The sequence below is a fragment of the Natribacillus halophilus genome, assembly GCF_900100185.1.
GTDB lineage: Bacteria > Bacillota > Bacilli > Bacillales > Marinococcaceae > Natribacillus > Natribacillus halophilus.
In genome coordinates this window covers 264,565-280,388 of sequence record NZ_FNEN01000003.1, presented here as the reverse complement: position 1 = coordinate 280,388, position 15,824 = coordinate 264,565, and the positions used below count along the sequence as shown (strand labels likewise).

Below are 15,824 nucleotides of genomic sequence, written 5' to 3'. Positions count from 1 at the left end.
AACGCCGTTTGAGGGATTACAATGCGCTTCTTGTACCTCTCGGGGTAATGCGATCACCGTCAGAGGGATTACATTGCGCTTCTGATCCCTCTCGAAGAGGCAATACTTCCACTTGCGGGTTCACAGAGTGGAAAGACGAACGTTATTTCTTTTAATAAATTGTTGGACTTTGACTTTATCTTGGCATAAGTGCAACTAGGGCTTATCGCCTTAACGGCTTGGCGATAAGCCAAGTTTTCTTTACTTTGGAGGTGACGCGTGATCCAATCATTAAAAGAAAAAAGTGATGTGCTGCCGAAAAAAGCGGGTTGTTATTTAATGAAAGATAAAAATGACGTCGTCATTTATGTCGGCAAGGCGGAAACGCTTCGCAATCGGGTACGCTCCTATTTTACCGGCAGTCACGATACGAAGACACAGACGCTTGTAGCCCAGATCGCCGATTTCGAATACATCATTACCTCCTCCAACATCGAAGCGTTAATACTGGAAATGAATTTGATCAAGAAATACGAGCCCAAATATAATGTGCTCCTGAAAGACGATAAATCGTACCCGTACTTGAAAATTACGAACGAAGAACATCCTCGCCTCATTAAGACGCGCCAGGTCAAAAAAGACGGCGGCCGCTATTTCGGCCCGTATCCCAATGCCTCCGCGGCGAATGAGACGAAAAAACTGCTCGATCGCCTGTACCCGCTTCGCAAATGCCGCACGCTCCCCGATCGGGTCTGTCTGTATTACCACATCGGCCAGTGTATGGCCCCCTGTGAATTTCCGGTCTCCCAGGAGAGAAATGAAGCAATAGTCAACGAGATTCAAAGCTTTTTAAATAACGGCCATCATGAAGTGCGCGCCGACCTTGAAGAAAAAATGCAGGCTGCCTCCGAGGAACTCAATTTTGAACGGGCCAAGGAGCTCCGGGACCAAATTCAGCACATTGATGCGGTCATGCAAAAGCAGAAGATGATGGCGACTGACGGCACGAACCGGGATGTTTTCGCCTATGCCTACGATAAGGGCTGGATGTGTGTGCAAGTCTTTTTCATTCGGCAAGGAAAGCTGATCGAACGGGATGTATCGGTTTTTCCCTTTTACCAAAGTCCGGAAGAGGATTTCCTGACATTTGTCGGGCAATTTTATTGGGAGGATACCCATATCAAGCCGAAAGAAATCATCGTCCCTCCGAATGAATCGGCTTCTTATATGCGGGAAATGCTCGGGATTAAAGTGTTGGAACCGAAACGCGGGCAGAAAAAAGAACTGTTGAATCTCGCCACGCAAAACGCGGAAGCTGCCCTTAAGGAACGATTTGACTTAATCGAACGCGATCAGGAGCGAACGGTACAGGCCGTGGAAAGGCTCGGTGAATCCCTTGACATTGACCCTCCCTACCGGATCGAAGCTTTCGACAACTCGAATACCCAGGGCACTCATCCGGTCGCGGCCATGGTTGTATTCGTGGACGGGAAACCATATAAAAAGGATTACCGCAAGTATCGCGTCAAGGACGTCCAGGGTCCTGATGACTATGCGTCCATGAAAGAAGTGATCCGCCGCCGCTACTTGCGCCTGTTACGGGAAGAGGCGCCTCTTCCGGATTTGGTTCTCGTCGACGGCGGGAAAGGGCAGTTATCGGCTGCGATCAGTGTTTTGCAGGATGAACTGAATTTGCCGTTGCCCGTTGCCGGGATGGCAAAAGACGATAAGCATAAAACGTCACAACTCTTTATCGGTGAACGTGCGGAGCATGTGCAACTCGCAAGGGATAGCCACGCGTTTTATCTGTTGCAAAGAATCCAGGACGAAGTCCATCGCTTTGCCGTTACCTTTCACCGGCAAACACGTGGAAAGAGTGCCTTCAGCTCTGTGCTCGATGATGTTCCCGGGATCGGTGAAAAACGAAAACGAAAATTGTTAAGCCATTTCGGTTCCATGAAAAAGATGAAGGAAGCGACGATGGAGGATTTCAGACAGGCATCTATACCCGAACACGTGGCTGAAGCCGTCATGGAAAAGCTTAAGGACGAATAGACGCTCTATTTAATCGCTGCTGATGGTATAGAGTCAAGGTGCACATGGAGTCTCATTTCCCCGCGTTTCTTTTCCAGCAGGGTTTCCGCCGTTGTTTCGTAAAGTAATTCGAACTGCCCGGCCAAAAACCCTGCTTCCAGGTGTCTGGAAAAATGCGGCTTTTTTTCACCGTTCTTGAGCTGCAACGTATAAACGTATTGTCTTTTGCCCGCTTTTTGCATTTGAAGGGCTCCCCATCCCGCGCGTTCGAAAAACGCGGGGATCTCTTCGATATCTGTGAGGGACTTTTTACGTGCCAGTAATTTTCCGCCCCAGTACATAATGTCATCATGTTCGTCATTAAGTAGTTCCGGCAATAACGTTTCTCTAAGTAATTCGTATCCATAATCACTATATTTTCGATCTGTTTGTGACAAACGAACCTCCCCACTTTCTTTTTCTATTATAAGCGCTACTGATAAAGAAGACTATAGGAAATCGGGAAATTTCTTGGTGGTTTTGGTTTCTTGACGATAGGGGTAGGCACGAGTACAATAAAATTGTCGGAATGATGAACATTCACGTGAAAGTAAAGGAATCTTCGTGGAGATTACATATTCGGCCATACGCTCCCTCCTTATGAGCGAGGGGAAGATCCACGGGGCAATGGGTAATAGCGCCGTGTTTGTTCAATGTCAAAAGGAGGTTTTTTAAGAAAATAGAGACGGGTAGGAGCTGTAAACTAAAAGTAAAGATATCTAAGATAAGAAAGTATAACTTTCTTATCCTGCATAAGTGCAACTAAGGCTTTCGCCATGCTTGGCGATAAGCCAAGTTTTCTTTAAGACAAGCACACTAGAGGGGAGCCTTATCGATGCCTCAGAATCAGGAGTTTATGAATCGAAGATTGCATTCGTTGCTGGGCGTGATCCCGGTCGGGGCCTTTCTGCTTCAACATTTGTTCGTCAATCATTTTGCGGCTTACGGGGCCAGTTCATTTAATGCAGCCGCGGATTTTATGGCCAGTTTACCATTTCGATATGCTTTAGAAGTTTTTGTGATTTTTTTACCGCTTCTTTATCATGCGATTTACGGCATTTACATTACGTTTACCGGTAAGAACAACACTCGCCGCTACGGATTCTTCCGTAATGTGATGTTTTTACTGCAACGGATCAGCGGGATATTCCTGCTCATTTTCATCAGTTGGCACGTGTGGGAGACAAGAATCCAGGAGGCGCTGGGCAGAGAAGAGGTCAACTATGATATGATGGCGGATATTTTAAGCCATCCGTTTATGCTCGTCTTTTATATCGCGGGAGTCCTCGCCGCTACCTTCCATTTTTCGAACGGACTTTGGTCGTTTGCGGTTACATGGGGCCTTACGGTATCGCCCCGTTCCCAGCAAATCATGACGTACGTCAGTATCGGTGTGTTTCTCGTCTTATCATTCATGGGCGTGCGGGCTATCTTGGCGTTTATCGACCCTGGTTTAGCACAAATGTAAGGAGTGGGTTTTTGTGAGTAATGAAAGAATCATTGTTGTCGGCGGCGGTCTCGCCGGTTTAATGGCAACGATTAAAGCCGCGGAGGCAGGGGTGAAGGTAGACTTGTTTTCACTGGTACCGGTGAAACGGTCGCACTCCGTCTGTGCTCAGGGCGGCATAAACGGCGCCGTAAATACGAAAGGGGAAGGTGACTCGCCCTGGGAGCACTTTGACGATACGCTGTACGGGGGAGATTACCTTGCCAATCAACCTCCCGTGAAAGCGATGACCGATGCCGCGCCGAGCATTATCCATTTGCTCGACCGCATGGGGGTCATGTTTAATCGCAGTCCGGAAGGTTTGCTCGATTTCCGTCGATTTGGGGGAACCCAGTATCACCGTACGGCTTATGCGGGTGCGACGACCGGGCAGCAGTTGCTCTATGCGCTCGACGAACAGGTCCGTCGGCAGGAAGTCAATGGCATGGTGCAGAAGTATGAAGACTGGGAGTTCACTTCAGCTGTCATCGACGATGATGGCCGCTGCCGAGGGATTACCGGTCAAAACTTGACCTCCATGGAAACGCAAAGTTTCCGGGCGGATGCGGTGATCATAGCGACGGGCGGCCCGGGGATTATTTTTGGCAAATCCACGAACTCCATGATCAACACAGGCTTTGCCGCCGCCAAGTTGTATGAGCAAGGGGTTTACTATGCCAATGGCGAGTTTATCCAAATTCACCCGACCGCGATTCCCGGTGACGATAAATTACGCCTCATGAGTGAATCCGCCCGCGGGGAAGGCGGCCGCGTCTGGACGTATAAAGATAACAAGCCATGGTACTTCCTGGAAGAAAAGTATCCCGCATATGGGAATCTTGTCCCTCGGGACATCGCATCACGGGAAATTTTCGACGTCTGCGTGGAGCAGAAACTCGGCATTAACGGCGAAAATATGGTGTATCTGGACCTTTCCCATAAAGATCCTCATGAACTTGACGTGAAACTCGGCGGGATTATGGAGATATACGAGAAATTTATGGGCGATGACCCTCGGAAAGTGCCGATGAAAATTTTCCCGGCTGTTCATTATTCCATGGGCGGTTTGTGGGTTGACTACGACCAAATGACCAATATCCCCGGCCTGTTCGCAGCGGGTGAATGCGACTTTTCCCAACACGGGGCCAACCGTCTCGGTGCCAATTCCCTTTTATCAGCGATATTTGGCGGAATGGTCGCCGGACCTAAAGCCGTAGAATATATCCAGGGGCTGGAGAAGTCCGCCGAAGACCTTTCATCTTCGCTGTTTGAAAACGAGGAGAAAAAGGTCAACGAAGAGTACGAAGCGATTTTGAATAAAGACGGCGATGAAAACGTCTATGACCTTCATAATGAACTCGGGCAATGGATGACCGATAATGTAACCGTTGTGCGTGATAACGAAAATCTCCTGAAAACGGATGAGAAGCTGCAGGAGCTTCTGGAAAGATGGGAGAATATCAACATGCATGACACCGCGCGCTGGAGTAACCAGGCGGCGCCGTTTGCCCGTCAGCTGAAAGGGATGCTGGACCTTTCGCGGGTCATCACTCTCGGTGCTTATCACCGCAACGAAAGTCGCGGGGCGCATTATAAGCCCGAATACCCCGATCGAAATGATGAAGATTTCCTGAAAACGACAAAAGCTAAATACGATCCGGTGAAAAAAGCGCCGGTGATTGAATATGAAGACGTGGACACATCCTTGATTACCCCGAAAAAACGTGATTACTCCAAGAATAAAACGACAGCGGAGCAAGGAGCTGGAAAATCATGAGCGATCAACAAACGATTCAACTGGTTATCACACGTCAAGACAGCCCTGAAGATGAGTCCTATAAAGAACACTTCGAGGTCGCCTATCGACCGAACATGAATGTGATTACGGCGTTGATGGAAATTCGGCGCAATCCGGTCACGGTTGATGGAAAAGAGTCCAAGCCCGTCGTCTGGGATATGAACTGTCTGGAGGAAGTGTGTGGCGCCTGTTCCATGATCATTAATGGCTGGCCTCAACAATCCTGTACAGCCCTGATCGATGACTTCGAGCAACCGATCCACCTGGAGCCGATGAAAACATTCCCGGTCGTCCGGGATCTGATTGTCGATCGTAGCCGTATGTTCGACTCCCTGAAGAAAGTGAAAGCGTGGATTCCCATCGACGGCACTTATGATCTCGGTCCGGGACCGCGAATCCCGGAGAATCGCCGCCAATGGGCTTACGAATTACAGAAATGCATGTCGTGCGGAGTTTGTCTGGAAGTTTGTCCAAACGTCAACAGCAATTCTGAATTTATCGGCCCCGCAGCCGTGTCCCAGGTTCGTCTGTTCAATGCTCACCCTACAGGAGAAATGAATAAACCTGAGCGCTTAAATGCATTGATGGGTGAAGGCGGCTTGCAAGCCTGCGGAAACTCACAAAACTGTGTGGAATCTTGTCCCAAAGGGATCCCGCTCACGACGTCGATCGCAGCATTAAACCGTGATCAAACGTTGCAGGCCTTTAAAAACTTTTTCGGTGGTGGACAGTAAAAAATATCCGGATGTCCATGTATGACTGGGCATCCGGATTTATTAGCTAAGGCTTTCGCCTTGCTTGGCGATAAGCCGGGTTTTCTTTAACGAAAAACCGGCCTTCAACCCGAAAGCCGGAGTTCATTAGATTTGGATTTCGCCAAGACGTATCAATTCAATGACGGCTTGTGAACGACCTTTAACGCCTAGTTTCTGCATGGCATTCGAGATATGATTTCGGACTGTTTTTTCGCTAATGTAAAGCTGTCCGGCGATTTCCTTCGTCGTTTTGTCCTGCACCAGGAGGTCAAAGACTTCCTTTTCCCTTTTTGTCAAAAGAGAGCGCGGACCACGTTCCAAGTCCTTCAATCGTGTCACCCTTTCTATCCAGGCCACCTTCGTCGCGTGTCCGTCTAAATTTTGGACGCTAATGAAGAAAGTATTTAGTCACCATATCGTATGTGCGAGAAAAGACGTCGGTGAGTACTTGAAAGAAAAGCGGCGGACGACTAGTAAGATGAGGTGACGGCAGCAACCAGCATTCGCCTTGTTTTGGCGAGTCATGTATAATAAAATGTGTAGATATGCAGGTTGGAAGATATAAAATAAAATATAAAGGAGTCGACATACATGGAACAAAAAACATTTACGATTACGGCCGAAACAGGGTTGCACGCGCGACCGGCAACACAGCTCGTCAATAAGGCCGGGCAATTCTCTTCCGAAATCAACATAGAATCCAGGGGAAAGTCGGTGAACCTTAAATCCATTATGGGGGTCATGTCTCTCGGGGTCGGCAAAGGCGGAGAGGTCATTATTACCGCAGACGGCAATGACGAAAAAGAAGCCATGGAAGCGATCACGAATCAGATTCAAGAGGAGCTGGGTGAATAATGGCGGAGCATATACAGGGGATCGCCGCTTCCGATGGCGTTGCCATCGGCAAGGCATTTCTTCTCGAACAACCGGAGCTTGATATTCAAAAAGAGACCGTGGCCAACGCTGAAGATGAACTCGAAAACTTTCAGGCAGCGGTCGCCAACGCTGGCAAAGAACTGGAAGCGATTAGGGCAAAGACGTTGGAACAGCAAGGGGAAGAGAATGCAGAAATATTTTCCGCCCATTTACTCGTCCTCGAAGACCCGGAAATGCTCGGTGCCGTAGAGACGAAAGTGAAAGACGAGCATATCACTGCCTCATATGCGCTACATGAAGTTTCTTCCATGTACATAGATATGTTTGAAAACATGGATAACGAGTATATGCGCGAACGGGCAGCGGATATTAAAGACGTTTCCCAGCGTATTCTTATGCACCTTGCCGGAGTGGAAAATACAAGCCTGACCGCGACCGACGAAGAGGTGATCATTCTGTCCCACGATTTAACGCCGTCGGATACAGCCCAACTCGATCGGCAGTATACGCTCGGATTCGTGACGAATATCGGCGGGAGAACCTCGCATTCGGCGATTATGGCCCGCTCACTTGAAATTCCGGCTGTCGTGGGGACGAAGGACATGACCTCACGTGTGCAGAGCGGAGATTTATTGATCGTGGACGGCGGCACCGGGGAGTTGGTTATCGACCCTGATGAAGCCACGATGGATACGTATCGCGAGCGGCAACGAGAACATGAAGCGAAGAAAGAAGCACAGAAAAAGCTGGTGGGCGAGCCGTCGATAAGCGCGGACGGACAGCGTGTAGAGCTTGCCGCCAATATTGGAACGCCGAACGACATGAAAGGCGTACTCGAGAACGGAGCGGAAGGGATTGGTCTCTACCGGACGGAGTTTCTTTATATGGGCCGAGACAGCCTTCCAGAAGAAGATGAGCAGTTTGAAGCGTATCGCTCGGTCGTTGAAAAAATGAACGGAGCTCCCGTGGTCATCCGTACGCTTGATATTGGCGGAGACAAGGAGCTTCCCTATCTCGATCTACCGGAAGAGCTCAATCCATTCCTCGGCTTTCGGGCACTCAGGCTATGCCTGGAAAACACAGAGATGTTTCGGACACAGTTACGCGCCCTCCTTCGTGCCAGCAACTATGGAAATTTAAAAATCATGTTTCCGATGGTCGCTACTTTGGAGGAATTACGTTCGGCCAAAGCGCTTTTACAGGAGGAGAAGTCACGGTTACACGAAGAAGGGGCTGCCGTGGGTGAAGCGGTTGAAGTCGGTATTATGGTGGAAATTCCGTCAACAGCCGTCGCCGCCACGCAGTTTGCAAAGGAAGTCGATTTCTTTAGCATCGGTACGAATGATTTGGTGCAATACACATTAGCCGCTGATCGAATGAGCGAGCGTGTCGCCCACTTATACCAGCCGTATCATCCCGCTGTGTTGCAATTGATCAAAAATGTGATTGACGCCTCCCATGCTGAAGGAAAATGGACAGGCATGTGCGGAGAAATGGCAGGAGAGACAACGGCTATCCCCTTATTATTAGGTTTGGGTCTGGATGAATTCAGCATGAGTGCTTCCTCCATTTTGCCGGCAAGAAGCCAGCTGGCAACATTAAATGTAACCGTGGCACGGGAATTGGCTGAGCGCGCTTTAACGTGCGGAACGGCAGATGAAGTAGAAAAAATCGTGCATGAACATGTATGATGTGATATATCCATCTCGCGTCCTGCTAAATGGAAGTTATTACCTTTTACAGGGCGCTGGTTACTCGCGCGTCCCTCGAGTTGGTAGATACGCCCATTATAAGGGGCATGGCCCGCTCTCGTGTCCCTTGATTTAGCAGATATCCCCATTTTCACGGACGCTGGACGCTACTTCGACCCCCATATTAGTAGGTAACATTTTTTCAGGTGCGCTGGCGATCCCATGGACACGGCCCGCCTTTTTGTCTTGCAATTCCACGGAAAAACGGTGAAAATAAAAGCAAAGTCGCACGGTATTAAGGGGAGATGACATGACGGAACTGACGCGGGTGGAGGATATCGAAAAATCACTTCGGCGAATATCATATACAATAAAGCAGCAGGGCCGTGAGATCTTAAACCATTTTCCCATTACTCTGCCGCAATTTATTGCCCTGCAATATTTACAGGAAAAAGGTGACCTGACCATCGGTGAGCTTTCATCGACCATGTATCTGGCCTTCAGCACAACGACGGATCTCGTGGACCGACTGGAGAAAAATGGGCTCGTGGAACGGGTGAAAGATCAACGGGACCGAAGAGTTGTGAGTGTTCATATATTAAGCCGCGGTGAGGATATCATTCGTGAAGTCATTCAAAAGCGCCAGGAATATTTAAATGACATTTTAGACAATTTCTCCGAAAAACACACCGATCAGTTACAACAAATGCTTGCCACTTTGCATGAAGAGATGGAAAAAGAACAATGATCATCATTCTTCTTCGCAGAAGGCTGGTCTATTTTAGGGTAGAGGCTCGTATACTCTCTATAGATAAGCTTTCTAGGGAGGGAAGAGTGTGAGAAAAATATGGAAGGGGTCTTCTGTATTAGTGTTGACCTTGCTGGTCGCTGTGGGCTGCAGTTCAGGTGATGATGAACCGGAGCAAGAGGAGGCAACGAGTGGAGGCGAAGAAACGGCCGAAACAGAAGAAGCTCCGGAGGACGGCGATGAAACCGAAGAAGGCATAGGGGAAGAGGAAGGGGAAGGCATCGAGCGCGAGCTTTATTTGCTTGACGACGAAGGTCTTGTTGTCCCCCGAACGTTTCAGTTTTCAAATGAGTCTGAAGTCCTCAAACAATCGCTGGAACACCTCGTCGTAGATGGTCCTATAACCAATCAATTGCCAAGTGGTTTGCAGGCGGTGCTTCCGCCGGACACGGAAGTTCAGGGCATCGATATAACGAGTGACGGAACGGCTGTCGTCGACTTTTCTCCTGAGTTTGAAGACTACCCTGCAGAACAGGAAGACTCAATATTACAAGCGGTTACGTGGACCTTAACGCAGTTCGATGAGATTGAACAAGTAGAAATTCAGATCAATGGCCATACACAGGAAACGCTCCCGCAAGCGGATACGCCTGTCGGGGACGGGACAGCTGAAGCGCTCGGCATTAACCTTGAAGGCCAGGGACCCGCGGATATGACTTCCAGCGAAGGGGCAACGATTTATTTTGTCAGTGTTAAGGAAGATGATGAATATTATGTTCCTGTCACGAGACGGATCGACGGCGAGGAAAATGAAGCGGTGGCCGTCGTGGAAGCGTTATTGGATGGCCCGAATATGGATACAAACTTAGTCTCGGCATTGCGACAAAACGTGGAGTTGCTCGACGAACCCGAGTTGGAAGACGGGGTTTTAACGGTTAACTTCAACGAAGCCTTGTTGGCGGAAAATGACGGAACGGCCGTAGCCGAAGAGGCACTGACGATGCTCACGCTTTCCTTGACGGAGATCGATGGCGTTGAAGAGGTCGATTATCATGTGCAGGGCGAATCCGAACTGGAACAAGTGGATGGGGAGTCTTTTTCCGAACCGGTTTCACGCCCTCCGATGTTAAATCAAGGGAAGTTTTAGTCACAATGCAAGGCGACTTTAAAAATGCTATACTTTGAGGGAAAAGGTGGCACGTTTGCGATGCTGCCTTTTTTCTGATATACATCTAAACAGCCGAGGAGGAAATACATATGCGCGCGGATGACAGAGACAAGAAAGAAGAGCTTCGCGAAACAGTGATCGAAACGGATTATTTAAAGCACCCCGAAGGTTCGGTCTTAATCCAGGTCGGAGATACAAAGGTGATATGTTCCGCAAGCATCGAGGAGCGTGTGCCCCCGTTTCTACGCGGCCAGGGCAAAGGATGGGTGACAGCGGAATACGCGATGCTGCCGCGCGCGACTGCGGAGCGTAATATACGGGAATCATCAAAAGGAAAAGTGTCCGGGCGAACGATGGAAATTCAACGGTTGATCGGCCGCGCGTTGCGGGCCGTGATCGATTTGCATTCATTCGGAGAGCGTACGATTTGGGTCGATTGTGACGTGATCCAGGCTGACGGGGGGACACGGACGGCGGCCATCACCGGGGCGTTTGTGGCCAGTACGATGGCATTTTCGCGGTTGGCTCAGAAAGTCGACCTCCCGACCTTTCCGATCGTTGATTATTTGGCGGCTGTATCCGTTGGGATCGATAACGAGGGAGGCGTCATGCTTGATTTATGTTACGAGGAGGATGCGGCAGCGGCTGTTGACTTGAATGTAGTCATGACGAACGCCGGACAATTCGTGGAAATTCAGGGGACCGGTGAAGAAGCGACGTTTTCACGGGGACAACTGGATGAGATGCTTATTTTGGCAGAAAAAGGCATTCAGCAACTCATCGGGATTCAGAAAAACGTACTGGAAACAAGCGGGGGTACACTCCCCAAATCGGCAGGGGGAGGCGAGCACGCATGAACATCATCGTACTCGCGACGACAAACGAAGGCAAAAGAAAAGAACTGGAAACATTATTGGCAGGAACGGTAACCGTTCGTTCCTTGCGCGATTATCCTGACTGCCCGGCGATCGCGGAAACAGGGGAGACATTTGCTGAAAATGCCCGCATAAAGGCGGAATTTGTCGCCGAATACACAGGCCTTCCCGCCCTCGCCGATGATTCCGGTTTAGCCGTCGATGCCCTCGATGGCGCACCCGGAATATATTCAGCCCGATTCGCAGGCGAGGACAAAGATGATCAGCAAAATAATGATAAGCTGTTGCAAATGCTCGAGAGGGTGCCTTGGCAGGAACGAACGGCCCGATTTATTTGCGCACTCGTGTATATGGACGCGAAAGGAACGTCTATACAGGTGACAGGGAGATGTGAAGGGAAAATCGCATCGAAGCCAAGAGGAACGAATGGTTTCGGCTATGATCCACTCATGTATATCCCCCATTTGGAGAAAACGCTGGCCGAACTTTCATCGGCGCAAAAAAATAAAATCAGCCATCGAAGTGAAGCTTTGCACAAAATGAAACTAGAATTGGGATTTGACTAGAGGAGCGTGAATGAATTGATGCAATGGCTAGTCGTAAGTGATACACATGGAGATCGTGATGGATTGAAAATGCTTCGGGAGCGCCATGAACAAGACGTTCAGGCGATTTTTCACTGTGGAGATTCGGAGCTGGCAAGCGATGATCCGTTATTGCAATCCGTATATGTTGTCAGTGGCAATACCGATTTAAGAGGGACTTTCCCCGAACACGAAGAGCCGAAAATCGCTGGCATAAACATCTGGATGACCCACGGGCATTTGTATCAAGTCAAAAACAGCAATCAATTATTACAACAAACAGCCGTAGACAAAGGCGTCCAGCTCGTTTTACACGGCCATTCCCATTTCGCAGGGGCTTACGAAAAAGACGGAATCATCTATGTTAATCCCGGCAGCTTGACTTTGCCAAAAAAACCGCGGGAAGCGACCTATGCCATCATAACGGTCGAAAATGGCGAGGTCCAGGCCGTACGTTTTTACGAAAAAGAAAGCGGCGAGGAGATGAAGTCACTCTCATTTTAGCAAGCGAAAATGAGAAAGAAAGACGCAACAAAAATGCGCGCCTTTCCACAGAGGTAAGCCGTCTCGTAGAAAGGCGCGCATGAAGTCTCGCAGCTTCGTACACCAGCGTTTATGTATATATGGCGTCCCAGGCAGGACTCGAACCTGCGGCCTACAGCTTAGAAGGCTGTTGCTCTATCCAGCTGAGCTACTGGGACATCATGACACAACATCTATAGTAGCGAATTGTGAAAGAGGAGTCAATGGCTTTTTCTCTCTTTCTCTCGATTTCGTCAAAAGTCAGGCAACTCAAAGTTTCCATCCATCATCCAGTGGATTTGCCCGGAGCAACTGTAAAAGATGAAGAGGTTATCGTAGATGAGAACCTCGTAACAAGCAGAACACCTGATGATCTTCCTGCATTCAATCGCGAATCTCTAAAGCTTTTGGAAAAATAATTTCTTTATTTTTCATGCAAAATGGCCGATGCGATCGTCGCATCGGCCATAATTCAATGTTTAAATGTCTGCGTTAAACCACACCCTGCGCGATCATGGCATCGGCGACTTTCATGAAGCCGGAAATGTTGGCGCCGATCACGAGATTGCCGGCATATCCATATGTTTTTGCGGCATCTGCACAATTGGCATAGATGGTTTTCATAATCTCGTGGAGCCGTTCTTCAACTTCTTCATATGACCACGTTAGTCCCATATTATTTTGCGCCATTTCAAGGGAAGAAACAGCTACACCACCGGCGTTGGCGGCTTTCCCTGGAGCAAATTGCACCTCATTGTCCAAAAAGATGTCGACCGCTTCCAGCGTCGTCGGCATATTTGCCCCTTCACCGACGGCCTTAACCCCATTTTTCACTAATTGATCGGCGGCCGTTTCATCAATTTCATGCTGTGTGGCACATGGCAAGGCGATATCGCATGACACCGACCAAATGTCTTCCTGGGAATCGATGAATGTTGCGTGTGGATGCTCCTCCACATACGCTTCAATCTGTCCTCTTTCCACTTCTTTGATACGTTTGACGGTTTCGACGTCAATGCCATTCTCATCATATATATACCCATTTGAATCACTGCATGTGACGACTTTTGCTCCTAGTGCCGTCGCTTTTTCGATCGCGTAAATGGACACGTTTCCCGACCCGGATACGGTCACAGTGCAATCTTTAAAGCTGAGGCCTTGCGCCTTAAGCATTTCTTCGACGAAGTAGACCGTCCCGTAGCCTGTAGCTTCTTTACGGACGAGGCTGCCTCCGTACTCCATCCCTTTTCCTGTAAGTGTCCCCGCTTCAAAACCGCCTTGCATTTTCTTGTATTGACCAAACATATAACCGATCTCACGGGGGCCTACGCCGATATCTCCGGCAGGGACATCAACGTCAGGTCCGATATGCTGGTTCAGTTCGTTCATAAAGCTTTGCGAGAAGCGCATAATTTCCACATCGGACTTGCCCTTCGGATCAAAATCGGCTCCCCCTTTGCCGCCTCCGATCGGTTGGCCGGTGAGAGAATTTTTGAAAATTTGTTCAAACCCCAGAAATTTAATGATACCCGAGTTTACAGAAGGGTGAAAGCGTAGACCGCCTTTATAAGGACCAATAGCACTATTAAACTGGACACGGTACCCCCGGTTCACTTGAACCTCACCGTCGTCGTCTATCCAGGGCACCCGAAATGAAATCAGACGCTCCGGTTCGACGACTCGCTCAACAATCCCCTGCTTCATATACTCAGGGTGAGCGGCAAGCACCGGAACCAACGAGTCCAAAATTTCTTTGACAGCTTGATGGAATTCTTCTTCGTGAGGATCACGGGCGCAAACCTTCTCATAAACATTTTTAACATGTTGTTTGGCCGTTTCCTCTGTATGATGGTTTGTCGTTTCTAAAGTCAACCCCTGTATGCTCCCTTCTGTAAAGTATTCTTTTAACATAGTCATTTGCCACGGCTCTGTACTCTCCTAATATTGTAACATCTTATCATATCAGCGCGGGTTTGTTTAGTCATTTACCGAGACTTATTTTAAAATGCGAATAAAAAAGTTATACAATCTTAAAAAAACGGTTGACCTTAATACATAATCGGCGTAAGATAAATAATACATAATTTTTGTCGCTTGTGGAGATACAGTTGCCCACTGCACACGAACAACAGTAAAGAAAACTTGGCTTATCGCGCCAAGCCTTTAAGGCGATAAGCCTTAGTTGCACTTATGCATGATAAGAAAGTGGTTTATACTTTCTTACCTGCAAAAAAAGCGAAGGTCAGTCAGGAGGCGGGGTGAGAATGGAATGACAGATGAGCAATGGATTTTTATGAACGGGGAATTTGTTCGCAAAGAAGAGGCGAAAATCTCCGTTTACGATCACGGGTTTCTGTATGGCGACGGCGTTTTTGAAGGCATTCGCGCTTACGATGGGAATGTGTACAAATTAGATGAACATCTCGTCCGTTTGTATGAGTCCGCGAAATCGATCATGCTCGAGATGCCTTATGAATTCGATGAAATGAGAGAAATCATCGCCGAAACCGTCCGCAAAAATGATCTGCGCGATGCTTATGTACGCCTCGTCGTCTCCAGGGGTGTCGGCAATCTGGGGTTGGACCCGGCAAGCTGCGGCACGGCCCAGGTCATCGTGATCGCAGAAAAATTGGCGCTTTTCCCGCGGGAACTTTATGAAACCGGCCTTGAAATCGTCAGTGTCGCGACGAGACGAAATCGGCCGGATGTATTGAGCCCGAAGGTGAAGTCGCTCAATTATCTCAACAATATTCTCGTCAAAATCGAGGCCAATCTCGCGAATGTATCCGAAGCACTCATGATGAACAACGAAGGCTATGTGGCGGAAGGTTCGGGAGACAACATTTTCCTCGTCAAGGATAAAGTGCTCTATACGCCGCCTGGTTATGTTGGTGCGCTGGAAGGCATTACACGCAAAGCCATTATCGAGATAGCTGAAGAAGAAGGCTATACGATCAAAGAGGAGCCCTTCACCCGTCATGATGTTTACGTTGCCGATGAAGTTTTTCTGACGGGAACGGCGGCTGAAGTCATTGCGGTCGTGAAAGTCGACGGGCGCGTCATCAATGATGGAAAACCGGGAGTGGAAACGGAGTATATCACTGAGCGTTTCCGGGAGAAAGTAAAAACGGATGGCATGCAAGTATATATTCAGGAAGCCGAAGTGGGCTAAAAAATCATAATCCCCTATTGCAATTCATAAATAACACGTTAGAATAGAAGATAAACGTAAACGGAAAAAACAGCATAAGCGAACACGCTGATGAGGA

General features: G+C 48.6%; 16 protein-coding genes, 1 tRNA gene and 1 other annotated feature (1 of these 18 running past the window's edge). Of the genes, 13 read left to right on the top strand and 4 right to left on the bottom strand.

Going from position 1 to position 15,824, the window contains the following annotated elements:
- Positions 1–258 precede the first annotated feature (258 nt).
- Complete coding sequence (uvrC, locus tag BLS58_RS05770) at positions 259–2,034, top strand: excinuclease ABC subunit UvrC (protein ID WP_090396901.1); 1,776 nt, start codon at positions 259–261, stop codon at positions 2,032–2,034.
- Positions 2,035–2,039: 5 nt separating this feature from the next.
- Here uvrC and BLS58_RS05765 read toward each other — a convergent pair whose 3' ends face one another.
- On the bottom strand, positions 2,040–2,450 hold the full coding sequence (locus tag BLS58_RS05765; protein WP_176764632.1) for a DUF2507 domain-containing protein: 411 nt from the start codon (positions 2,448–2,450) through the stop codon (positions 2,040–2,042).
- 437 nt (positions 2,451–2,887) lie between these two features.
- Between BLS58_RS05765 and BLS58_RS05760 the strand changes: the two genes are divergently transcribed.
- The 3 genes from BLS58_RS05760 to sdhB are packed head-to-tail and all read left to right on the top strand — an operon-like array spanning position 2,888 to position 6,070.
- The gene (locus tag BLS58_RS05760) at positions 2,888–3,520 is read left to right on the top strand and encodes a succinate dehydrogenase cytochrome b558 subunit (protein ID WP_090396898.1); all 633 of its coding nucleotides are present in this window, start codon (positions 2,888–2,890) and stop codon (positions 3,518–3,520) included.
- 13 nt (positions 3,521–3,533) lie between these two features.
- Complete coding sequence (gene sdhA / locus BLS58_RS05755) at positions 3,534–5,315, top strand: succinate dehydrogenase flavoprotein subunit (protein WP_090396896.1); 1,782 nt, start codon at positions 3,534–3,536, stop codon at positions 5,313–5,315.
- Positions 5,312–6,070, top strand: coding sequence for a succinate dehydrogenase iron-sulfur subunit (sdhB, locus tag BLS58_RS05750; protein WP_090396894.1), 759 nt, complete (start codon positions 5,312–5,314; stop codon positions 6,068–6,070). Before sdhA ends, sdhB begins: the two co-directional genes overlap by 4 nt.
- Before the next feature lie 126 nt (positions 6,071–6,196).
- Here sdhB and BLS58_RS05745 read toward each other — a convergent pair whose 3' ends face one another.
- The gene (locus BLS58_RS05745; RefSeq protein WP_042359623.1) at positions 6,197–6,421 is read right to left on the bottom strand and encodes a helix-turn-helix domain-containing protein; all 225 of its coding nucleotides are present in this window, start codon (positions 6,419–6,421) and stop codon (positions 6,197–6,199) included.
- Between the two features lie 261 nt (positions 6,422–6,682).
- On the opposite strand from BLS58_RS05745, the gene BLS58_RS05740 reads away from it, so the two are divergent.
- From BLS58_RS05740 to BLS58_RS05710, 7 genes are all read left to right on the top strand, one after another.
- The gene (locus BLS58_RS05740; protein WP_090396892.1) at positions 6,683–6,946 is read left to right on the top strand and encodes a phosphocarrier protein HPr; all 264 of its coding nucleotides are present in this window, start codon (positions 6,683–6,685) and stop codon (positions 6,944–6,946) included.
- Positions 6,946–8,658, top strand: a complete 1,713-nt coding sequence (gene ptsP / locus BLS58_RS05735) for a phosphoenolpyruvate--protein phosphotransferase (RefSeq protein ID WP_090396889.1) — start codon at positions 6,946–6,948, stop codon at positions 8,656–8,658. Before BLS58_RS05740 ends, ptsP begins: the two co-directional genes overlap by 1 nt.
- A 310-nt stretch (positions 8,659–8,968) precedes the next feature.
- Entirely contained in the window at positions 8,969–9,406 is a 438-nt protein-coding gene (locus BLS58_RS05730) for a MarR family winged helix-turn-helix transcriptional regulator (protein WP_090396887.1), read from the top strand.
- An 88-nt stretch (positions 9,407–9,494) separates the two neighbouring features.
- Positions 9,495–10,553 carry a GerMN domain-containing protein gene (locus BLS58_RS05725; protein WP_090396883.1) on the top strand — a complete coding sequence of 353 codons (1,059 nt, stop codon included), beginning with the start codon at positions 9,495–9,497 and terminating at the stop codon, positions 10,551–10,553.
- Between the two features lie 110 nt (positions 10,554–10,663).
- Complete coding sequence (gene rph, locus BLS58_RS05720) at positions 10,664–11,431, top strand: ribonuclease PH (RefSeq protein ID WP_090396881.1); 768 nt, start codon at positions 10,664–10,666, stop codon at positions 11,429–11,431.
- A complete protein-coding gene (locus BLS58_RS05715; protein ID WP_090396879.1) occupies positions 11,428–12,015 on the top strand; it encodes an XTP/dITP diphosphatase in 588 nt (195 codons plus the stop codon). The genes rph and BLS58_RS05715 overlap by 4 nt, the downstream gene beginning before the upstream one ends.
- Positions 12,016–12,033: 18 nt before the next feature.
- On the top strand, positions 12,034–12,537 hold the full coding sequence (locus BLS58_RS05710; protein WP_245723075.1) for a metallophosphoesterase: 504 nt from the start codon (positions 12,034–12,036) through the stop codon (positions 12,535–12,537).
- Positions 12,538–12,657: 120 nt separating this feature from the next.
- Here BLS58_RS05710 and BLS58_RS05705 read toward each other — a convergent pair.
- A tRNA-Arg gene (locus BLS58_RS05705) sits at positions 12,658–12,734 on the bottom strand.
- Positions 12,735–12,779: 45 nt separating this feature from the next.
- Between BLS58_RS05705 and BLS58_RS18330 the strand changes: the two genes are divergently transcribed.
- Positions 12,780–12,974 carry a DJ-1/PfpI family protein gene (locus BLS58_RS18330; RefSeq protein WP_425433669.1) on the top strand — a complete coding sequence of 65 codons (195 nt, stop codon included), beginning with the start codon at positions 12,780–12,782 and terminating at the stop codon, positions 12,972–12,974.
- A 73-nt stretch (positions 12,975–13,047) separates the two neighbouring features.
- Here the strand turns inward: BLS58_RS18330 and gdhA are convergent, their stop codons facing one another.
- Positions 13,048–14,436, bottom strand: a complete 1,389-nt coding sequence (gdhA, locus tag BLS58_RS05695) for an NADP-specific glutamate dehydrogenase (RefSeq protein ID WP_245723074.1) — start codon at positions 14,434–14,436, stop codon at positions 13,048–13,050.
- Positions 14,437–14,824: 388 nt separating this feature from the next.
- On the opposite strand from gdhA, the gene ilvE reads away from it, so the two are divergent.
- Positions 14,825–15,727 (top strand): branched-chain-amino-acid transaminase, encoded by a 903-nt coding sequence (ilvE, locus tag BLS58_RS05690; protein ID WP_090396874.1) that lies wholly within the window; start codon positions 14,825–14,827, stop codon positions 15,725–15,727.
- 78 nt (positions 15,728–15,805) lie between these two features.
- Positions 15,806–15,824: a binding site (T-box leader), on the top strand; it runs 241 nt beyond the window's last position.